Below are 18,677 nucleotides of genomic sequence, written 5' to 3'. Positions count from 1 at the left end.
TAATTTGTATGAAATCACATCTTGACATTATTTCCATTTCTATCAGGCTTATTCAAGAAAATAACTTTCCCTCCTTCTTCTTTGAAGTGAATGTACCCGTTTCTTTAAATAATGAAACTTAAAACTGCTTAAAGGGGCCCCTTCAAGCAGTATTTTATTATTCCGGCGTTAAGAACAATTGATCTCCATAAGAGCCTTCAAGAGAGGTTTTATGATATTCTCCTTTTACCCACGCATCAATTTGATCTTGATACCATTCACTTTTATAGTGACCTGCCTGTCCAGGGCCGACAATATGATAACCGTTCCCCATATCCGAAGTATCGATCACGAACCTCCAGGAAGCACCGTGGTTGACGATTCCATCTTCATTATAGCTTGCAGCCTCCACTGTCACCCTGCTCCCCCCCACTGGTACAGGCTCCTTATCATTCAAGAACCTTTTTAAAATCGGTGAAGCGCCTGATAATGGATGTTCGAAATAGACTCTATGATACATGCCCCACTGCCATTCATCCATCGATGATCCATATGCCTCATTGAGCTCATTCAGAGCATTTGTAAGGGATGCAGTTAAGAATGAGTTATACCCCCCACGATCCGTAAACCACTGAGACTCTTCCCCAATGTGTGCTTTCCGAATGAGTTCATCTACAACACTTTGACGGCCTTCAAACAGTTTCATCATTTCATCAGGTACTTCTTTTTGAAAGAGTCCAGATGATATTTCGTTCATCCACTGGTGAAATATCAATGGAGCCGCCAAGCTTTTATCATCCCGATAATCCCATGAGTTTAATATCTCAAGAGCAACTGCCTGTTGGGATGTCATTGACCCTTTCTCCAAATCCGAAATCATGATAGGGAGGAATTCCCTGGCGTGTAAATTCTTTTGATCCATTTGCAGTTTTTCCATATCCAAAAGAGTCAGTTTATCTTTTTTCTCCAGATACTCTGAGATTCTCATATAACGATAAGGTTGTGCCCAGTGATGACTAATATGAAAAGGGTATTCGTCAGTCACTATTTTATTATTCGCAGTCGCTATAAAGCCTGATTCAGGATTGATTACTTTCGGAAGTTCCTCAAAAGGTATAAAGCCCTGCCACTCATAATCAGGGTCCCATCCTGGAACGGGCAGAAGTCCGTCCCCTTTTTTTCTGATTGGAATTTTCCCATTTGCTTTGTATGCAATCGTGCCATCTTTGGACGCAAAGACAAAGTTTTGGGTAGGAACATGAAAGTCCTTCAGGGCCTCTTCGAATTCCTCCCAATTCTTTGCTTTATTGATATTGATGATAGCAGAGAGTTCAAGACTCGGATCCAATGCCGTCCAGCGCATTGCCATCACCTGCTCGCCCTCCTTTTGATGAGCAAACTCCGAAATCACTGGACCATGTCTCGTTATTGTTACTTTATAAGGAATGGACCCACCACCTTTTACTTTAATCGGTTCTTGTATGATGGTCGCCTTTTCCCACTTTCCATCATAAAGAAACAGAGTGGGATCTTCTTCATTTCGTTTCTCTATATACAAGTCCTGGACGTCAGGCCCAGTGTTAGTGACCCCCCATGCAATTTGTTCATTATGACCGAGGATAATCCCGGGTATACCGGCAAAAATCACCCCGCTCACGTTGACATCAGGGGATTCAAGGTGCATCTGATACCATATGGAAGGAGTCCCTAAGGAAAGATGGGGATCATCTGCGAGTAAAGGCTTTCCATTCTTAGTCTTCTCTCCACTTACCACCCAGTTATTGCTTCCGTTAAATTCAGGTGGAATAATCGCTGCTGCAAAGGATTCCTTCAAATCGAGTTGTATATCGCCTATTTCTGATAGAATGGCAGGTGCTCCTTCAGGATAGGAAGGAAAGAGATCATACGCCTTCTCCTTTGATAGATTTTCGAGTGCCCAATATCTAAAAGCCTGCCCCTGCCAATGACCGCCCAAATCAAAAGCCATATACTTACCAATGGTCAGTGAATCGATGGGTGTCCATTTTTCCGGCTTGTACCCCAGAAGAGTGAACTCTACAGGAAGTCTGCCCTCATGTTTCGCTTCATCCATGTATGCATTGACTCCATCGGCATACCATTCGAGAAGCTGCTTTGCTTCATCAGGATAGGCGGTAAAGGAAACCTCCGCTGCCCTTCTCAAACCAAAAGTACGGAAGAATTTGTCCCGGTCCACCGCCTTCTTTCCTACCACTTCACTCAATCGTCCTGATGCCTGGCGCCTGCTTAGATCCATTTGGAATAAACGATCCTGTGCTTGAACATACCCTTGAGCCATGTAGAGATCTTTTTCATTTTGAGCATGAATATGAGGCACACCTTCTTTATCCCTTATTACTTTTACATCCTCTGATAAACCATTTATCGAAATCGTGCCCGATGTAACCGGAAGAGACCTGTCAATGTAATAGTTTGCAAAAATTAGGAGTCCAAGAAGAATAAAGAAAATGACCCCTGTCGTCCATAATATAATTTTAAGACGCTTATTTTTCTTCTGTTTCTGAAGCTCAATGCCTCCATTCATTCCATTTCCCCCTATGGTATATATAGAATTTTCTGAAAAATAACTATATCTCTATTATTAGCCTTTTAGGAGGGGAATTCCTTCTCTTACGAAGGGAAAATTTATTATGTGGTTACAGTCTGTTTCCATTTAGACCAAAAAATCAAGAATACGATTCCACTTGTTAAAAAGGAAATAGAACATGCATAGAAAAGGAAATGAATGGTGAAATATTCCAATAAGAATCCTGTTCCCATCACGGCAATACTTGAGAATAGAGCGGTCCAAAAATGATACTGACCTATACTTCTCCCTCTGGAAGGCTGTTCAGTCATGTCACTGATCACGACTTTCTCTGACGTCTTTTGCATAGCACCTAACAGTCCAAGTAAAACCTGAATGATATATACCTCTTGAATGGAATTTGTAGAAGGGATGAACAGAAACAGGAAACTCATTCCTACACTGTATAGTATGAGTAGAAGGTGACCTCCAAATAAGTCTGACAACCTTCCTATGAAGCGATGGCTGATGGCTGCACTTAACGTAAACAATCCGTATGCAAATCCAAAACTCGAAAAATCACTTCCGATATTTTGAATGAAAAGTAAATAAAAAGGAAAAGACACACTTGCCGCTGCCATCGCAAAACTTTGAGAAACAATTAACCATCTCATTTACCATACTCCTCATAAAATAGATTCATAAACCGTTCGTCAGGATCAAACTGCCGCTTATAATTGAAGAATTCTTCTGCATTTGGGTAAGTCTCGTGTAACTGTTCATCAGTGGGATATTTATAGTAAGGAAGATAATAGCTTCCGCCATGTTCAATGGTGATGTCGATCATTCCACGAATGGTATCACCCGTTTTCTTTTTTGCTTTTTCCCCCATCTCCTGATTGATTAAGAGAACAAGAGCAAACATATCTTCTTTCGCATAAGATAATACAGCTTCTTCACTCTCGTTCACATATCTTACAGTGATGTTCATTATATTAATATCATCTTCAACTAAGTACTCTCGTAAATCATCGATATATTCATCATACTCTTCCACTGGAACAAAATACTCTTGTTAAATATCTGTATCACTTTTACCTTTGTATTCTAAAAATTCAGATTCTGAACGCATGACATTATTTCGGGTTTCTAAATCACCATCCTTCTTATCAAAAAAAGATTTCTGCATCTCCCAAAAAAGATTTTTCCCCCAATCAAAGTCTCTGGAAAGGCCAAGCAAAAATTTTGTTAAAAAGGTGAATTTATCTCTTTTCAGATGATTAAAGTCAGGATATTGTTCCTGTTTATCACTGCCCCTGTAGTTGGTCACGTACATGTCTTGGAGGAACGTATCTGGTGCAGTTGACAATCGTGCTAAGTGCATTTTCACGTTTTCGTCCTTTAAGACATCCTGCTTAAAATAATCTTCATATTCATCATAGTCCATTTCCTCCGTCTCTAATGTCAATAATTCATCAGATGTAAGTTGAAGTTCAACATCCAATATCACCCCGAACAATCCGTATCCTCCAATGACTAAAGGGAAATATTCTGCATTTTCTTTTCTGGAAACGGTTATAATCTCGCCATTGGACTTTAACAACCGGAACCAATTCACCGTTTCAATTAACGATCCATTTCGTATATCCCTGCCATGTGCATTTACAGATAATGATCCGCCTATTGTAAATATATTTTGAGACTGCATCACTTTCACTGAAAGACCGTGGGGATTCACCTCTTTCTGTATATCATCCCAAGTAGCTCCGCTCTGCACATGAACAGTCTTATGGACAGGATCCACACTAAGCACTTTATTGAAGTCCGTCATATCCAATACCACCCCATCAGGGTAGTACGTATGCCCGCCTTGACTGTGTCTCTTACCTGCAATCGATACTTTCAGATTTTCTTTTCTTGCTTTAGAAAGTGCTTCAACAATGCCCTTTTCTTCACTGCCATTAACGATACTATTAATTTTTGTGGGCATTAATCTGCTGACGTCAGTAATGGTGTTTTCCGATTCACTTTCATTCAATTCCCACTGAAATATCAGAATGTATGATAAGACAATAAGAACGATTAACAACCATAATCTTCTCTTCCTCTCGATAGATGGTACCATACCACCCCACCCTCCCTTTCTCTTTTAGAGTAATTTTACACTAAAAATAGAATTTTTCAATATACTTTTCAAAAATAAAAAGCCTTTGATTGATTTAATCAAAAGCTTTTCATTCTTTACCTTACTTTCGCAATGATACCGTTATGAACCTTTATATATCCATGTTGTACAATATCCGCCCCATTTTCATATAGATAAAGACCCATTTGTTCAACGGTCATCAGTTCCCTGTATGTGTGGTTCATCACATCCGCCATCACTTCATAGTACAGCTTCGATTTAAGCTGAGCCCTTGGTGTAGTAAGCACCATGTATCCGTTAGGCTTCAAAAACTTCCTGTGCCACTCTACCACTTCTGACTTAAATTCATCCGGAAAATGCTCTAATAGTCCAACACTCAACACAATATCAAATTCTTTACCAAAGGTTAAGTTCCTGATATCCTCAACAATGTATGATATCTTAAAGTCACCCTTATAATACGCTTTAAACCCACCGGTTGAGGGATTTGGTCCCAGGAATGGATACGATTCCGGAAATTCCTGATAACGGGTATCGCGACAAAATGGGTCATAATCTACCATCACAATTTCACTACCAGGATAAAGAGCTGAGAGCTGCATTGCTTCATACCCTTCTGCCGCTCCCAAAAATAGTATTCTGGGCTTAATCACGTCAAGTCCGTTGAACAATGCTCTCTTACCTCTGGGATCCCACACTCCATCCTGAATACGATGCACATAATTCCATAGATGCAATCTAAGATGATCTGCTAATGCCGCTGCCGTTTTTTTCCCATTCAATTTCAATGCATTCCTGACAATGGAGCTTCTGTTCTCCTTTAATTCAGCAGGGATATCCTTTACAAACCATTTGTGGAAAGAACGGTTAAACATTTCCCATGATGTATGAATAGGAAGAGATTTTCCATTCTCCCATTCCCAGTATTTTTTTTCTTTGGCAAAGGTCGTTACCTCATAGGGCTTGCCAACGTCTTTCCAAGTCAAAGTAGACCAATCCCTTACACCCTTCAACTTTACAAATTTATTATATTCCTTCTCAGAAAACTGCCTTTTGTCCACTCGATGAGTTGCTTCCAGATATGTTTCTTCCCGTACAGGTTCATTCTTTAAAGACGTTTCGATCTCAATCATCCGCACTTTCCCTCCTGAAAAGAACACTTACTATATACATTAACTAAAGAATCTTAAAACCCTCTTTTTATTCTCAATGTCAGTGAACAAAGATTCATTTTAGTTACCATAATAATATTACTGTGAATAAAAGAATAATCCATTTAGTTCATTCCAATGTACAAAAGTATTCGGAGGTAAAGGACGTGCCCTTGATTACGATTTTGAATTGAACCCATTGATTTACGGAAACATTCTGATAAATGGATAAGCTGATATCCACCTAAAATAAAAGAAGGATCATCTAAACAAATTTGAGGCTGAGACAAATGTGTTTTATTCAAAAAAAATCGAACGATCATTCGATATCGTTCGGATTTTTATTATTTTTAATTAAGCATACATAGTGTATATGGCTGGTTCTAGCTGTTGATTGGAGTACAAGGAGAAGACTCCTGGGGGAAAGTAGAAATGCGAAAGGGCTAGGACCACGAACGACAAGCATAAGACGAGCCTACCGGGAAGGCTTTTTTTGCCGTTTTGGCAGGCTTGACTTATGAACTCGAGCCCCTAAGTACTGTAACTGGACATCTTGTGGACAGGAGGAGGTACGCCTTCTGCCCGAGGAAAGCGAAGTCTTGCATAGAATCATAGCAGCGGTGTAACAAGTGATGGTTCGTATTTAGATTGAATCGATTTAGTTATGTCCCGGCACCTTTCATCCTTTACATAATTCGTTTGAACATTTTTTCCATTTCGTAAGTTGAATAGTGGATAATAATTGGGCGACCGTGGGGACAGGTGAATGGATCACTTGTCCTTCTTAATTCATCCAGTAACGCCTGCATGTCCTCATTTCGCAAATGATGATTTGCTTTAATAGATCCTTTACAACTCATCATGATGGCTGCTTCCTCTCGCAGTTTTTTAATATCGACCCTGTTCATTTTGATGATTTGCTCAATCATATCCTCGATGGTTTGCTGCTCCTCTCCTTTAGGAAACCATTGGGGATGTGCCCGTACGATAAAACTGTTGTATCCGAAATCCTCCAGGAACACCCCGACCTCTTCCAGAAGGGAACGGTGTTCATTGATCTTAATATACTCATCCGTGGAAAATTCAAGGGTAAGGGGAACAAGGAGTTCTTGAAGCTCCTTTGCAACCTCCCCCACTTTCTCTTTATAAAATTCATACTTGATCCGTTCCTGAGCAGCATGTTGATCGATGATATATAGACCCCGTTCATTTTGGGCGAAAATATACGTGCCATGCATCTGACCTACAAGATAAAGAGCGGGAACCCGTGGTGTTTCTTTATCTTCCTCGAAACCTGGAAACTCTTGTTCACCGACATCTTCCACAACCTCATACGGGTTCGCTCGATCGGGTGCTTCATTCGAAACGGGGCTCGTTGTTTCACTCATTTCCTTGACAGATTGGTGTGGCTCATACAGCTTAACCATCTCTTCTTTAGGAAGCGGCCGTTCCCGAACGGAATCTGTTATCGGTCTAACCTCTTGTCGTTTTGCCGAATGATCCAGGTTCATGAACGTCTGCTCCGACTTCGGTTGGGATGCCTTAGGGGTAATAGATCCTGAAGGGATTAATTCCTTCCCTTTAAACACCCGTTTGATCCCTTCTGTAACTACCTTATTAAGTTCCCCTTCCTTACTGATACGGACCTCCATCTTGGATGGATGCACATTCACATCTACCAGGATCGGATCCATCTCTATGCTAAGGAGCACGATAGGGTGTCGCCCAATAGGTAGAAGGGTATGGTATCCGTCCCCGATTGCTTTTGCCAGTGCATAGCTCTTGATGAACCTCCCGTTGATCATCGTCGAAATATAATTCCTTGATGCCCTGGTGACCTCAGGCAGGGATATATACCCCTTCACTTTAAAATCCAGGGAGTCCACTTCAATCGGGACCATTTTCTTTGCTATTCCGACTCCATAAATCGCAGCAAGAACCTGTAGAACATCTCCATTTCCATTCGTGTGCATGAGGGATTTGCCGTTATGGAGCAGCTTGATTGAAACAGATGGATGAGCAAGAGCGATCCGATTCACAACATCCGTTATATTCCCAAGCTCTGTATGAATCGTTTTCATGTACTTCAACCGGGCAGGTGTGTTGAAAAACAGTTGTGAAACTGTGATATCGGTTCCTCTTCTCGAAGACGTACTTTCAATAGATTTCACTTTTCCACCTTCAAGTTCAATGCTCGTACCCGGACCATCCCCCGTACTCGTTTTTAACGTAAAATGAGAAACGGAAGCGATACTAGGAAGGGCTTCTCCCCTAAATCCTAATGTACGGATGCGGAATAAATCATTTTCGTCTTTGATTTTACTTGTTGCATGTCTCTTAAAGGCTGTTTTAACATCATCCTTTTCAATTCCGTCCCCATTATCTATGAGACGTATAGAATGAAGGCCAGCTTCCTCGATGTGAATCTCAATAACGGTACTTCCTGCATCGATGCTGTTTTCCAGGAGTTCTTTCACGACAGAAGCCGGCCGTTCCACCACTTCCCCCGCAGCGATTTTATTAGAAAGGGTATCATCAAGCTGAAATATTTTCACCACAGTTTCACCTCCTTAATGTTTTAACTTTTTTTGGATCCCGTACAGTGTATTCATGGCATCTAATGGCGTCATTTCAAGGATATCCAATTTTTTTAATTCCTCTATACATTTCTTTTCTTTAGAAGTGAGCTTTCCTTTCTTTTCCGATTTATCAGCTCCAAAAAAGGATAGCTGGGCTAAATCTTCTTCACTTGCTACTTGCTCTTTTGGAAGTGATTCCCTCGAAGCGGCTACTTCATTTAAGGATGAAGGGGCTTCCTTCCGTTCAAGCTCAAGAAGAATCTCATTCGCTCTCTGAATTAAGGGTTGGGGCAGTTCGGCAAGCTCGGCAACATGTATTCCGTAACTTTTATCTGCCGCTCCCTCTTTGATCTTATGAAGAAAAACAAGTTTTCCATTTTGTTCCATTGCACTTACATGAACATTTTTCACCTTTTGCAACTCTTCTTCAAGCACGGTCAATTCATGGTAGTGAGTGGAGAACAAGGTTTTCGCCCCGATATGTTCATGAATGTATTCAATGATTGCCTGTGCCAGTGCCATCCCGTCATAAGTAGACGTGCCACGTCCGATTTCATCGAATAGAATCAGACTTTGTTGAGTGGCGTGAATGATCGCATTCTTCGCCTCAAGCATTTCTACCATGAATGTACTCTGTCCGGAAATCAAATCATCAGCTGCTCCAATGCGGGTGAATACTTGATCGAATATAGGCAGGCTTGCTTCACTTGCAGGCACATAACAACCGATTTGTGCCAGAATGCTCGTTAGTGCAACCTGTCTCATGAAGGTACTTTTACCTGACATATTCGGACCGGTAATGAGAAAGACTTCTCTTTCCTGATCCATATAGCAATCATTCGGAACATATTCCTGGGCGCCCATCACCTTTTCCACTACAGGATGTCTTCCGTCTTTCAGAAGGATCCTTCTTTCTTCATTGAATAAAGGGCGTGTGTAATGACGTTTCTCACTTACTGTTGCAAAGCACTGCAGTACGTCAAGCTCACTGACGAGTTTCGCAAGTTGTTGCAGCCGAGGAATATATTCCTTTACCCGTTCACGGATTCCAAGGAACAGTTCATATTCTAAATCCACACTCTTTTCATCAGCTTGAAGGATAAGGGATTCTTTTTCTTTTAATTCAGGAGTGATGAACCGCTCAGCATTAGTTAACGTCTGCTTCCGCTCATAGCGTCCTTCTTCAAGGTGTTGAAGGTTTGCTCGTGTTACTTCAATATAATAGCCGAATACCCGGTTAAACCCTACTTTAAGAGACCTGATTCCAGTACGTTCCCTTTCGTCCCGTTCAAGTTTGGCAATCCAAGATTTTCCGTTTTTGCTTGCATCACGATATTGATCCAGTTCATCGTGATACCCATCCTGAATCAGGCTTCCTTCTTTTATAGACAATGGAGGATTTTCTATCAATGCCTTTTCCAGAAGGTCTGTCAATTCTTCACATGGATCAAACCTGACGACAAGCTCATCGGTTGCATCATTCTCCAAGGATTGGATCAAATGCTTTAACACGGGTATTTGTTGCAGAGATTTTTTTAACTGGATCAGATCGCGTCCGTTTACATTTCCGAAGGCGACGCGACCCGCCAGTCTCTCCAGGTCATACACTTCTTTTAAACGTTCTCTCAGGTCCTGCCTTTCGAAGAAACGTTCCAATAATACTTCCACTACAGTCTGACGCTTTTCGATTTCGTGTTTATGAATAAGTGGACGATCGATCCATTGCTTTAAAAGTCGGGCTCCCATAGCAGTCATCGTTTCATCTAGTAACCAAAGAAGAGACCCTTTTTTCCCTTTGGACCGGATGGTCTCTGTCAGCTCCAGGTTCCGCTTTGAATAGTAATCCATTTTCATAAAATGATGGAGCTGATACGGTTGGACTATTTGCAGGTGATCCAAACTTCTTTTCTGAGTCCTGAATAGATAATGAAAAAGGAGGGAAGAAGCGTTTATGAGTTTCTCTTGCTTCAAAGGATCAACAAGATGGTCGAAAGCTTGTCCTGAGCATGTATCTTTCTCAAAAGATAAGGTCACATCGCTTCTTTCTTTCATCTTTGCCTGAATCTCTTCTTCCAGATCCGGGTGAATGACCACTTCTTTGGCACCTATCGTAGACAGCTCATTCAACAAAGCTTGAAGTCCCTCAGTGACGACTGTCACTTTGGTTTCCCCTGTCGTCAGGTCACTATAAGCAAGTCCAAATGTGTGATCATCAAAATCAGTTACAGAAGCAATATAGTTATTTTCTTTATCATTCAGGCCTTTCCCATCCATAACCGTACCAGGTGTAATGAGTTGAACCACTTCTCTCCTTACGACACCTTTGGCTTGTTTTGGATCTTCGGTCTGTTCGCATATAGCTACTTTATATCCTTTATCGATCAGTTGCTCTATGTAATTAGGAGCAGAATGATAAGGGACACCGCACATAGGAATTCGTTCTTTTCCTCCCCCATCACGGCTTGTCAAAGTTATTTCAAGTTCCTGCGATGCAGCAACCGCATCGTCAAAAAACATTTCATAAAAATCGCCTAAACGAAAAAATAAAAAGGCATCCTGGTATTCTGCCTTTACTTGTAAGTATTGTTTTATCATTGGAGTATATTGTGTCATGGTTTCATTCAAACCTTTCCAAGTGAATCTGCTATTCTCAACTATTCATTATACCATATGGAGTAAGGTTTTAGCATGTAGTAGATTGAGGAAGTGCTTTTGATTCCCACGATTTCAATAAAAAAATCCGCTTCCTATAATCAGGAGCGAACCTTCACCTTATTTATTCTACTTGTTTTGGGATACTTGATTCATCGTGTAAACAATTGGACTTTGATTTCGGTTTGTACATAAAGTGATATAGTAAGTAGCTGATAACGAGGAGTCCCCCTCCAATCAGAAGGTAGGTTTGGACATGGCCCATCATGGATTGAACAGATTTTAAATTTCCATTTTTTCCGATTATTAACATCAAAAGGGTAATGGGGAATATTCCTATGAAGGTTAAACCTCCAAATTTCCATTTATTCACTTTACTAATACCTGCAACATAGGAAATATAATTACCAATGCCGAGTGGCCTCGTAAGCGCTATGCTCCATAAGCCACATTTCCGGAACCATCTTTGTCCTTTTTCTATTTTTTTCGAGCTTGTTTTCTCTTTGATCTTATCCTTTAGCTTAAATCCAATACCATATGGTATGTAACTAAATATGGTATAGATTACACTAGTTGAGACGGCTAATATCAATAACTTTATCCAGGATGGATCAAGTGCATACCCATAAGTCAGCGTCACAAGGGCACCTGGAAAAGGTAAGGAGGACGCTTCAATGGCATTTCCAGCAAACAACCCCCACATCCCTAACTCCTTTATTAGATTCATGACAAACTCAATCATCGATCATATCCCTCCACAATTCACATTACCTACCCTATTCCCTATTTTGCATTTTTAAAAACGCTGAAGAAGGATAAGGTTTCAACCATTGGAGGGAAATATTGTTAGTTTGAAAGTCCATTAAAGTAATTCACCAGCAAATGTTTGACCATCTATTTTCCACTGATCCTCCAACGAATCTTTCCACAAAAATAAATGAACATTTTTTTCCTCTTGAGAATGATCGGGCCGGACCCAAATCACCCTGAACTTAAGTTTCATTGCCACGAGAACAGGGAGATCCTCTACAGGGAGAATTGAGCGTTGGGTAATGCGAATATGTTTAACGGATGACAGGGTCTTTTTGATTGAACGTTTGTTACCAGTCATGATTTGTGAAAGAAGTTTTTCATCCTGTTGATTGATGGCAATCTCCAGCACACTGATCAATTCATATGGATCCAATTTGTATAAGAACCTATCCAGTTCACCACCTGCTTTCAATATCATGAGCTTATGTGCTAAGTCTGGTGTCGGTGTCTTATGGGTTGTACTGCCATAAAAATGAACACAAAAATGTCCTGGAAAATTATTTTGGAGCGCTCCTGCACCGTGGGGCATTCCGTTCATAGAAGCAGAGATGAGCTGGTCATGGGTTAAAACAAGAATCGCACGGCGATCCCAACTCCACTTCCCTCCATAGATATCTTTCATTATTTTCGTATCTTTTTCTGTAACCGGCTGCACATCGGCATGTTTGCTTCCTGCCCTTCTTTGAACGGTAAAGGAGAGTCCGGTATTTACATCAATAATAGTAAAATAGGATTGATTAGGAATGATTTCCTTTACTTGTTCCCAAGGAAGAATCTTGACTTGAAAACTTGGCATGGCAGCTGCCGGCCTTGCTCCTAAGACTAAGAGCAGGGAAAGTACAATCGCGAACCTCAACATTAAGAGCATGTACGAAACCTCTTTTTTCCTTAGTCTTTGTCCTCCGCTTGCCGATTCATTCACTCAATTTTTGGCAAATAAGGCAGACATGAAATAGTCTTCCTTTACGGATACTACCCACGAAAGGGAGGATTCACATGTTATTAGTTAAAATGACAGCAATTGGTCTGTTAGTGTTCCCGGCAATAGAAAGTCATGATCAATTACATATCCAAATTTCAAATCATACACCCGTTTCTGTTGACCGTCATTATTTAGATGTAGAATTGCTGGATGTACCTTTAATGAACGAAGGTCACTATGAAGATGTAGTTTCTCATGTCCAGAATATGGTTTATACCCCTCCACATGACGCCTATATCAACGAACATGGCCGGATAATTTCCGAAGAGGCCGGATATAAGCTCCATGAAAGAAAATTTCGTGATCTGGTCGATGGTTTCCTGTTCTCAAACGGATCAGTACAAATCGAGCCTCCCTTGTTGACGCTTTACCCAAAGGTGGATAGTGAAATTCTAGCCCACATACGAACGCAAAAAATTGGACAATATGTCACGTATTTCAATAAACATAATGAGGAGCGCACACAAAATATAGCCTTGGCAACGGAAAAAATCAATAATACAGTTGTTTTTCCCGGTGAAGTGTTTTCATTTAATGGAGTGGTGGGAAAAAGAACGAAAGAAAAGGGATATAAGAAAGCACCCGTTATTGTAAAAGGGGAACTATCAGAAGATATTGGAGGGGGAATCTGTCAGGTATCATCTACATTATTCAATGCGGTAGATCAAGCCGGTGTTATTATACTGGAGCGGTATCATCATTCGAAACGGGTTCCTTACGTTCCTAAGGGCAGAGATGCTACGGTAAGCTGGTACGGTCCCGATTTTACTTTTAGAAATGCTTATAATCAACCTCTTCTCATACGGGCCAAAATATTGGGTGGACAAGTTATCATTACCGTTCATTCATCCGATCTTATCAATGTAAAAAGGAGGAAGGTACCCAGTGCCTCAAAGCAATTACCTCAGGAAAGGCAAGTTGATCACTCCATTGAAGATTAATTTCATAACATAATGAAAGGCACCTGCACGTGCAGATGCCCTCACCCTGATCAGGTTAGTTGTTGAATTCCTTCAATGACCGTAGACACTAAACGATCTAAATCTTCTTCTTCGATGTTTAATGGAGGGGATACTGTCAGGACATTATTGAACCCGGCGACTGTGGCACCATTTTTCCCGATGATGATACCTTCCTTCTTACAATATCCTATGACAGCATTTACTTTATCCAGATCTAATGGTTCCTTGGTATCCTTGTGAGTAACCATCTCAATCCCGATCAAGAGGCCCTTTCCTCTTACATCCCCTACATACGGATGTTCCTGTAGGTGATTCTTCAATGTGTTTAATGCTTTTTCCCCCAGGTCTGCCGACCGTTCAAAAAGTTTTTCATCTTCCATGATTTCAATGTTTTTCAAAGCAAGGGCACAAGCGGCAGGGTTCCCACCGAATGTATTGATATGGCGGAAATAATCATATTCTTCAGAACCCTTGAATTCTTCATAGATTTCACGTTTCACAGCAGTGGCGGAAAGGGGGAGATACGCACTGGTGATCCCCTTTGCCATCGTAATGATATCAGGCTTCACATTATAATTCATAAAACCAAATGCCTTGCCGGTCCTACCAAATCCACAAATGACTTCATCTACTATCATGAGAGCACCATGCTTCTCGCACACTTCTTTGGCTGCCTTCATATACCCTTCCTGTGGCATGAGTACTCCCCCGCCTGTAATAATCGGTTCCATAATCAGTGCAGCCACTGTTTCGCTGAGTTCCCATGTCATGGCTTGATCTATGGCCTTTACCCCGGGAAGATCACGGGGATCTCCCCCCGAGTCATTATCCCGATACGTGTCTGGTGGAGCAATATGATGGAATCCCGGAGCCAATGGTTCATATTTATATTTACGCTGAGCCTGCCCTGTAGCGGCTAATGCCCCCATAGAATTACCATGATACCCTCTATACCTGGAGAAAATTTTATATCTTCCGTGCTCACCTTTTTGCTGATGATACTGACGGGCCATTTTAAAAGCCGTTTCATTGGCTTCAGACCCACTGTTAGAGAAGAAAATCACATAGTCGTCACCAAGTAATTGATTTAATTTTTCTGCAAGTTCAATGGCCGGCTGATGACTTTGGGTAAGAGGAAAATAAGCCATTTTTTTGAGCTGTTCGTAAGCAGCTTCTGCTAATTCCTGTCGCCCATATCCAACGTTTACACACCATAACCCCGCCATCCCATCAAGATACTTCTGTCCATCCTGGTCTGTTACCCAGGAACCACTGGATTCTGTCACAACCATTGTTCCATCGGGATTATATGGTTTCATGGAGTGCCAGATAAGTTTCTCATCCCGTTTTAACCATACATCTTGAGATTGACCTGCTTTTACCATGGAGGTTCCCCCTTACTTTGATTAAAAATCAAATCGAGATGTGATCATTTTCTTCCTAGTATAGAAATTTACTCCGTCTTTTCCGTTTACATGCATATCCCCATAGAAAGAATCCTTCCACCCTGAAAATGGGAAGAAAGCCATTGTTGCAGGAACCCCCACATTGATACCGAGCATCCCTGCGTCTGCCTCCTCTCTGAACTGACGTACGGCGCTCGCGTCTTTCGTATAAATTGTGGCACCATTCCCATATCTTGACTGACGAATGTAATCCAGCCCCTGGTCCAGATCATCTGCTCGCAATAGACTGAGGATAGGAGCGAACATTTCTTCTTTTGCAATTGTCATTTCTGGTGTCACATGGTCGAAGATGGTTGCACCTAAGAAGTTACCTTCCTTGAAATCTTCCATCTCTTTGCGGCCGTCTCTTATGAGGGAGGCCCCTTCTTTAATACCTTTATCGATATATCCAAGAGTCTTATCACGATTTTCCTTACGAATGACCGGCGTAAGGAGCACTTCATCATCCATTCCATTTCCAATACATAACTCATCTGCTTTTTTACTTAATGCCCGGACGAACTCATCATTATCTCCAACTACCACTACTGCACTACATGCCATGCATCTCTGTCCTGCACTTCCGAATGCTGAACTGATGATATGCTCCGCAGCTTTATTTAGGTCTGCATCCGGCATGACGACATGATGATTCTTGGCTCCGGACAATGCCTGCACTCTTTTCCCTTGCGAAGCGGCTTGTTGGTATACATATTTTGCTACTGGTTGGGATCCGACAAACGATATGGCGGCGATATCCTTATTCTCTAATATGCCATTCACCACATCGTGGGCTCCGTGCACCACGTTGAAGACTCCATCAGGCATTCCCGCCTCTGTCAACAGTTCTGCAAGTCTATTAGCTAATATGGGGGTTCTTTCAGAAGGCTTCAATACGAAAGTATTTCCACATGCGATAGCAAGAGGGAACATCCATAACGGAACCATCATCGGGAAGTTGAACGGAGTAATCCCTCCTACAACTCCAAGAGGATACCTAAACATCTCAGAGTCGATATCTTCCGCGATCCCACTGAGCGTCTCACCCATCATTAACGTAGGTGCTCCGCAAGCGAATTCAACACATTCTAATCCACGCTGTACTTCTCCATAAGCTTCTTTGAATGCTTTCCCATTTTCTTGTACTACAAGCTTAGCCAACTCATCGTGATGACCTGAAAGCAGGGAATGATATTTATAAAGGATGCGGGCACGTTTTGGCACAGGTGTCTTCTTCCAGGTTTGTGACGCAAGCTTAGCCGCTTTCACAGCCATCGCCACATCTTCTTTAGTAGATATCGGCACTCTTGCAATCTCTTCATTCGTAGCTGGATTTAAGACTTCCAATGTTTGTGAACTGAGGGAGTCCACCCATTTACCACCAATATAATTCTTCAATACCGCTACATCCTTGTTTATTACAGTCATATTCAGTTCCTCCTTATATTAATTATTTTCATGGAAGTGCAGAATTTTATGTGTTCTTGATACTTTCATTATGAAAGAAATTGGCAGGGCTTTCATTAGACATTGTGTAAAATAACCATGCACTACCATTTGACACTCTTACGTTATCTTTGTCTTTTTCATAAAGCTATGCGGCTGCAAATAATCATGAGCCGCAAGTAGAAATTCGATTGTTACACGTTTATCCGATGTCATGAAATCTTCTCCGAGTAGATCTTCCATTTTCTTAAGTCGATGATAAAGTGTTTGTCTTACAATAAATAACCTTTTGGAGGTTTCTTGTTTGGACCCCTGACATGACAGAAAAACTTTAAGTGTCTTCATTAAGTTCCCATCATGCTCCCGATCATAATGTAGTAAGGGAGAAAGATATTCCTCTATCATTTCCCAAAGATTCACATTCTCATTTACAATCGAAATCAACCTGAATAAATGAAGGTCATCAAAGAAATAATAATTTCCCTCTCCATCGACTTTCGAACGGAACTTAAGTGTTTCTTTGGCAGTTTCATAGCTCTTATGAATGTCCATCATCTCCAATTGATACTTACCTGTAGCAAATACAGCATGGGTAGAGTCTCTAAAGAACCCTGATTTAAGGATCTTTTCATATGCATTGGTTACTCTGGACTTCCAATCGCCGGTTCTCCGGGTATCTAGGAGTATTAAGATTAATTCATTTCCGAGCCTTTCAGGTACCACTTGGAAACCGAATTGTTCGAAAATACTTCTTGTCAGCAGATTAAAAAAGGTGAAATCCAATGACTCTTTCTCTTCCAACCTGGGAGTCTTGCAAATACATACGACAGCACCATGAATCGCACTTTTCTGCTCATCCATAAATGCGGCAAGTCTGTCATATGAGTGATCCCCTTTTAACCACGACATGATCCATTTCGATTCTTCCAATCGTTTTTGTTCATTAAAATACAGTTCCCTCATTAGATATTGAGCGAGTGCCGTTGACGTTCGGTCAAGAATTAACAGCTCATATTCACTAAAAGGGTGATCGAACCTGTAGATGGTAAGCTCTGCATATTCCTGGTCAAAAAGGATCACCTTCGTCGAAGCAAAGTGTTGCTCATGAGTCTCTTTGTGCCTGCGGAATTTCTGTAGAAGAATCTCTTCATCAGGTGAACACATAAGAGGAAGAACCTCTACATCTTGTTCTTTCAACTGAAAAAGTACCGGCACATCCAACTCTTTATGTAACATTTGAAGAATATCTCTACTGTGATTGACTGAAAGCAACAATTGATTTAAATTTTGAGCAAATGAATCAAGTTTCTTGATCATCTCATATTGCTGATTGATAATCACAGCGTGTATATCCTGCGTTATACTGACGAATGGGACCTCCCTTTCAAAAACGATAATAGGGAAATTGAACTCATCGGCACATTTTAATACAGCTGGCGGTATCGTTGAGATATTCGTACCAAGCTCGATACAAATAGCGGCCGCATCGCACTCTATCAATTGATGAATAAGAAAAAGAAAACTGCCTTCTTCCTGCAGGACAAGGCCTGTAGAAAGGATCAATTCATTCCCGTTAAGCAGATTTTTTATGGCAGTGACTTCGACAATGTGGACCCATTTAACTTGTCTGCCCAGGCCCTTGCGTCCAGCAATCACTTTGGCATGTTCAAAATATTTTCTCTCCATGATATCTTCTACTGAAAAATAGTAATGACTCTTCATCCTTCTCTCCTTTTAATTTTGCCGTAGGAAATGGAGAAAAAGGATTGGCGGAACCAATCCTTCACTTTTCTTCAATATCAGGGATTGCAAGCTGTATCTCCTCACTCCACCACTTTGCTAATTCTTCTTCTGACAGGTGATTCGAAGACAAAACGGTTAATATCCAATGTATTAACTCATCCGTCGTTTGCATATTTCTCGGATTAAGTGGCAATTCTTCATATGCATGCGAATCTCTTATATCACTCATACAAG

12 protein-coding genes and 1 pseudogene are annotated in these 18,677 nt (G+C 41.1%); 1 reads left to right on the top strand and 12 read right to left on the bottom strand.

Annotation, left to right across the window (positions count from 1 at the left end):
- Positions 1 to 157: 157 nt before the first annotated feature.
- From BAA9072_RS06695 to BAA9072_RS06660, 8 genes and pseudogenes are all read right to left on the bottom strand, one after another.
- Positions 158 to 2,542 (bottom strand): penicillin acylase family protein, encoded by a 2,385-nt coding sequence (locus BAA9072_RS06695; RefSeq protein ID WP_408015209.1) that lies wholly within the window; start codon positions 2,540 to 2,542, stop codon positions 158 to 160.
- A 104-nt stretch (positions 2,543 to 2,646) separates the two neighbouring features.
- Positions 2,647 to 3,198 (bottom strand): MFS transporter, encoded by a 552-nt coding sequence (locus tag BAA9072_RS06690; RefSeq protein ID WP_201713904.1) that lies wholly within the window; start codon positions 3,196 to 3,198, stop codon positions 2,647 to 2,649.
- Positions 3,195 to 4,649, bottom strand: a pseudogene (locus tag BAA9072_RS06685) (FAD-binding oxidoreductase). Before BAA9072_RS06685 ends, BAA9072_RS06690 begins: the two are co-directional and overlap by 4 nt.
- A 116-nt stretch (positions 4,650 to 4,765) precedes the next feature.
- The gene (locus BAA9072_RS06680) at positions 4,766 to 5,803 is read right to left on the bottom strand and encodes a class I SAM-dependent methyltransferase (protein WP_201713903.1); all 1,038 of its coding nucleotides are present in this window, start codon (positions 5,801 to 5,803) and stop codon (positions 4,766 to 4,768) included.
- Between the two features lie 704 nt (positions 5,804 to 6,507).
- Positions 6,508 to 8,379, bottom strand: a complete 1,872-nt coding sequence (mutL, locus tag BAA9072_RS06675) for a DNA mismatch repair endonuclease MutL (protein WP_201713902.1) — start codon at positions 8,377 to 8,379, stop codon at positions 6,508 to 6,510.
- Positions 8,380 to 8,391: 12 nt separating this feature from the next.
- Positions 8,392 to 11,013 (bottom strand): DNA mismatch repair protein MutS, encoded by a 2,622-nt coding sequence (gene mutS / locus BAA9072_RS06670; protein WP_201713901.1) that lies wholly within the window; start codon positions 11,011 to 11,013, stop codon positions 8,392 to 8,394.
- Positions 11,014 to 11,176: 163 nt separating this feature from the next.
- Positions 11,177 to 11,794, bottom strand: a complete 618-nt coding sequence (locus BAA9072_RS06665) for a DedA family protein (RefSeq protein ID WP_201713900.1) — start codon at positions 11,792 to 11,794, stop codon at positions 11,177 to 11,179.
- Positions 11,795 to 11,914: 120 nt separating this feature from the next.
- Positions 11,915 to 12,733 carry a hypothetical protein gene (locus BAA9072_RS06660; protein ID WP_201713899.1) on the bottom strand — a complete coding sequence of 273 codons (819 nt, stop codon included), beginning with the start codon at positions 12,731 to 12,733 and terminating at the stop codon, positions 11,915 to 11,917.
- A gap of 128 nt (positions 12,734 to 12,861) precedes the next feature.
- Between BAA9072_RS06660 and BAA9072_RS06655 the strand changes: the two genes are divergently transcribed.
- Positions 12,862 to 13,788, top strand: a complete 927-nt coding sequence (locus tag BAA9072_RS06655; RefSeq protein ID WP_201713898.1) for a VanW family protein — start codon at positions 12,862 to 12,864, stop codon at positions 13,786 to 13,788.
- 50 nt (positions 13,789 to 13,838) lie between these two features.
- Here the strand turns inward: BAA9072_RS06655 and BAA9072_RS06650 are convergent, their stop codons facing one another.
- The 4 genes from BAA9072_RS06650 to BAA9072_RS06635 all read right to left on the bottom strand — a co-directional run bounded on the left by BAA9072_RS06650 (position 13,839) and on the right by BAA9072_RS06635 (position 18,672).
- Positions 13,839 to 15,194 carry an aspartate aminotransferase family protein gene (locus BAA9072_RS06650; RefSeq protein ID WP_201713897.1) on the bottom strand — a complete coding sequence of 452 codons (1,356 nt, stop codon included), beginning with the start codon at positions 15,192 to 15,194 and terminating at the stop codon, positions 13,839 to 13,841.
- A gap of 21 nt (positions 15,195 to 15,215) precedes the next feature.
- Positions 15,216 to 16,682 (bottom strand): CoA-acylating methylmalonate-semialdehyde dehydrogenase, encoded by a 1,467-nt coding sequence (locus BAA9072_RS06645; RefSeq protein ID WP_201713896.1) that lies wholly within the window; start codon positions 16,680 to 16,682, stop codon positions 15,216 to 15,218.
- Between the two features lie 138 nt (positions 16,683 to 16,820).
- Positions 16,821 to 18,422, bottom strand: a complete 1,602-nt coding sequence (locus tag BAA9072_RS06640) for a PucR family transcriptional regulator (RefSeq protein ID WP_201713895.1) — start codon at positions 18,420 to 18,422, stop codon at positions 16,821 to 16,823.
- A gap of 61 nt (positions 18,423 to 18,483) precedes the next feature.
- Positions 18,484 to 18,672, bottom strand: coding sequence for a hypothetical protein (locus tag BAA9072_RS06635; protein WP_201713894.1), 189 nt, complete (start codon positions 18,670 to 18,672; stop codon positions 18,484 to 18,486).
- Between the last annotated feature and the right edge of the window lie 5 nt (positions 18,673 to 18,677).

Origin of the sequence: Rossellomorea arthrocnemi (genome assembly GCF_904424705.1) — a bacterium.
Taxonomy (GTDB): Bacteria; Bacillota; Bacilli; order Bacillales; family Bacillaceae_B; genus Rossellomorea; species Rossellomorea arthrocnemi.
This window is presented reverse-complemented; position numbering and strand designations above follow the sequence as displayed.

What these genes read in the sequence shown, in the direction of transcription:
- BAA9072_RS06695 (WP_408015209.1), bottom strand. Translation starts at nt 2,542, where the DNA reads ATGAATGGAGGCATTGAGCTTCAGAAACAGAAGAAAAATAAGCGTCTT.
- BAA9072_RS06690 (WP_201713904.1), bottom strand. Translation starts at nt 3,198, where the DNA reads ATGAGATGGTTAATTGTTTCTCAAAGTTTTGCGATGGCAGCGGCAAGT.
- BAA9072_RS06680 (WP_201713903.1), bottom strand. Translation starts at nt 5,803, where the DNA reads ATGATTGAGATCGAAACGTCTTTAAAGAATGAACCTGTACGGGAAGAA.
- mutS (WP_201713901.1), bottom strand. Translation starts at nt 11,013, where the DNA reads ATGACACAATATACTCCAATGATAAAACAATACTTACAAGTAAAGGCA.
- BAA9072_RS06665 (WP_201713900.1), bottom strand. Translation starts at nt 11,794, where the DNA reads ATGATTGAGTTTGTCATGAATCTAATAAAGGAGTTAGGGATGTGGGGG.
- BAA9072_RS06660 (WP_201713899.1), bottom strand. Translation starts at nt 12,733, where the DNA reads ATGCTCTTAATGTTGAGGTTCGCGATTGTACTTTCCCTGCTCTTAGTC.
- BAA9072_RS06655 (WP_201713898.1), top strand. Translation starts at nt 12,862, where the DNA reads ATGTTATTAGTTAAAATGACAGCAATTGGTCTGTTAGTGTTCCCGGCA.
- BAA9072_RS06650 (WP_201713897.1), bottom strand. Translation starts at nt 15,194, where the DNA reads ATGGTAAAAGCAGGTCAATCTCAAGATGTATGGTTAAAACGGGATGAG.
- BAA9072_RS06645 (WP_201713896.1), bottom strand. Translation starts at nt 16,682, where the DNA reads ATGACTGTAATAAACAAGGATGTAGCGGTATTGAAGAATTATATTGGT.
- BAA9072_RS06640 (WP_201713895.1), bottom strand. Translation starts at nt 18,422, where the DNA reads ATGAAGAGTCATTACTATTTTTCAGTAGAAGATATCATGGAGAGAAAA.
- BAA9072_RS06635 (WP_201713894.1), bottom strand. Translation starts at nt 18,672, where the DNA reads ATGAGTGATATAAGAGATTCGCATGCATATGAAGAATTGCCACTTAAT.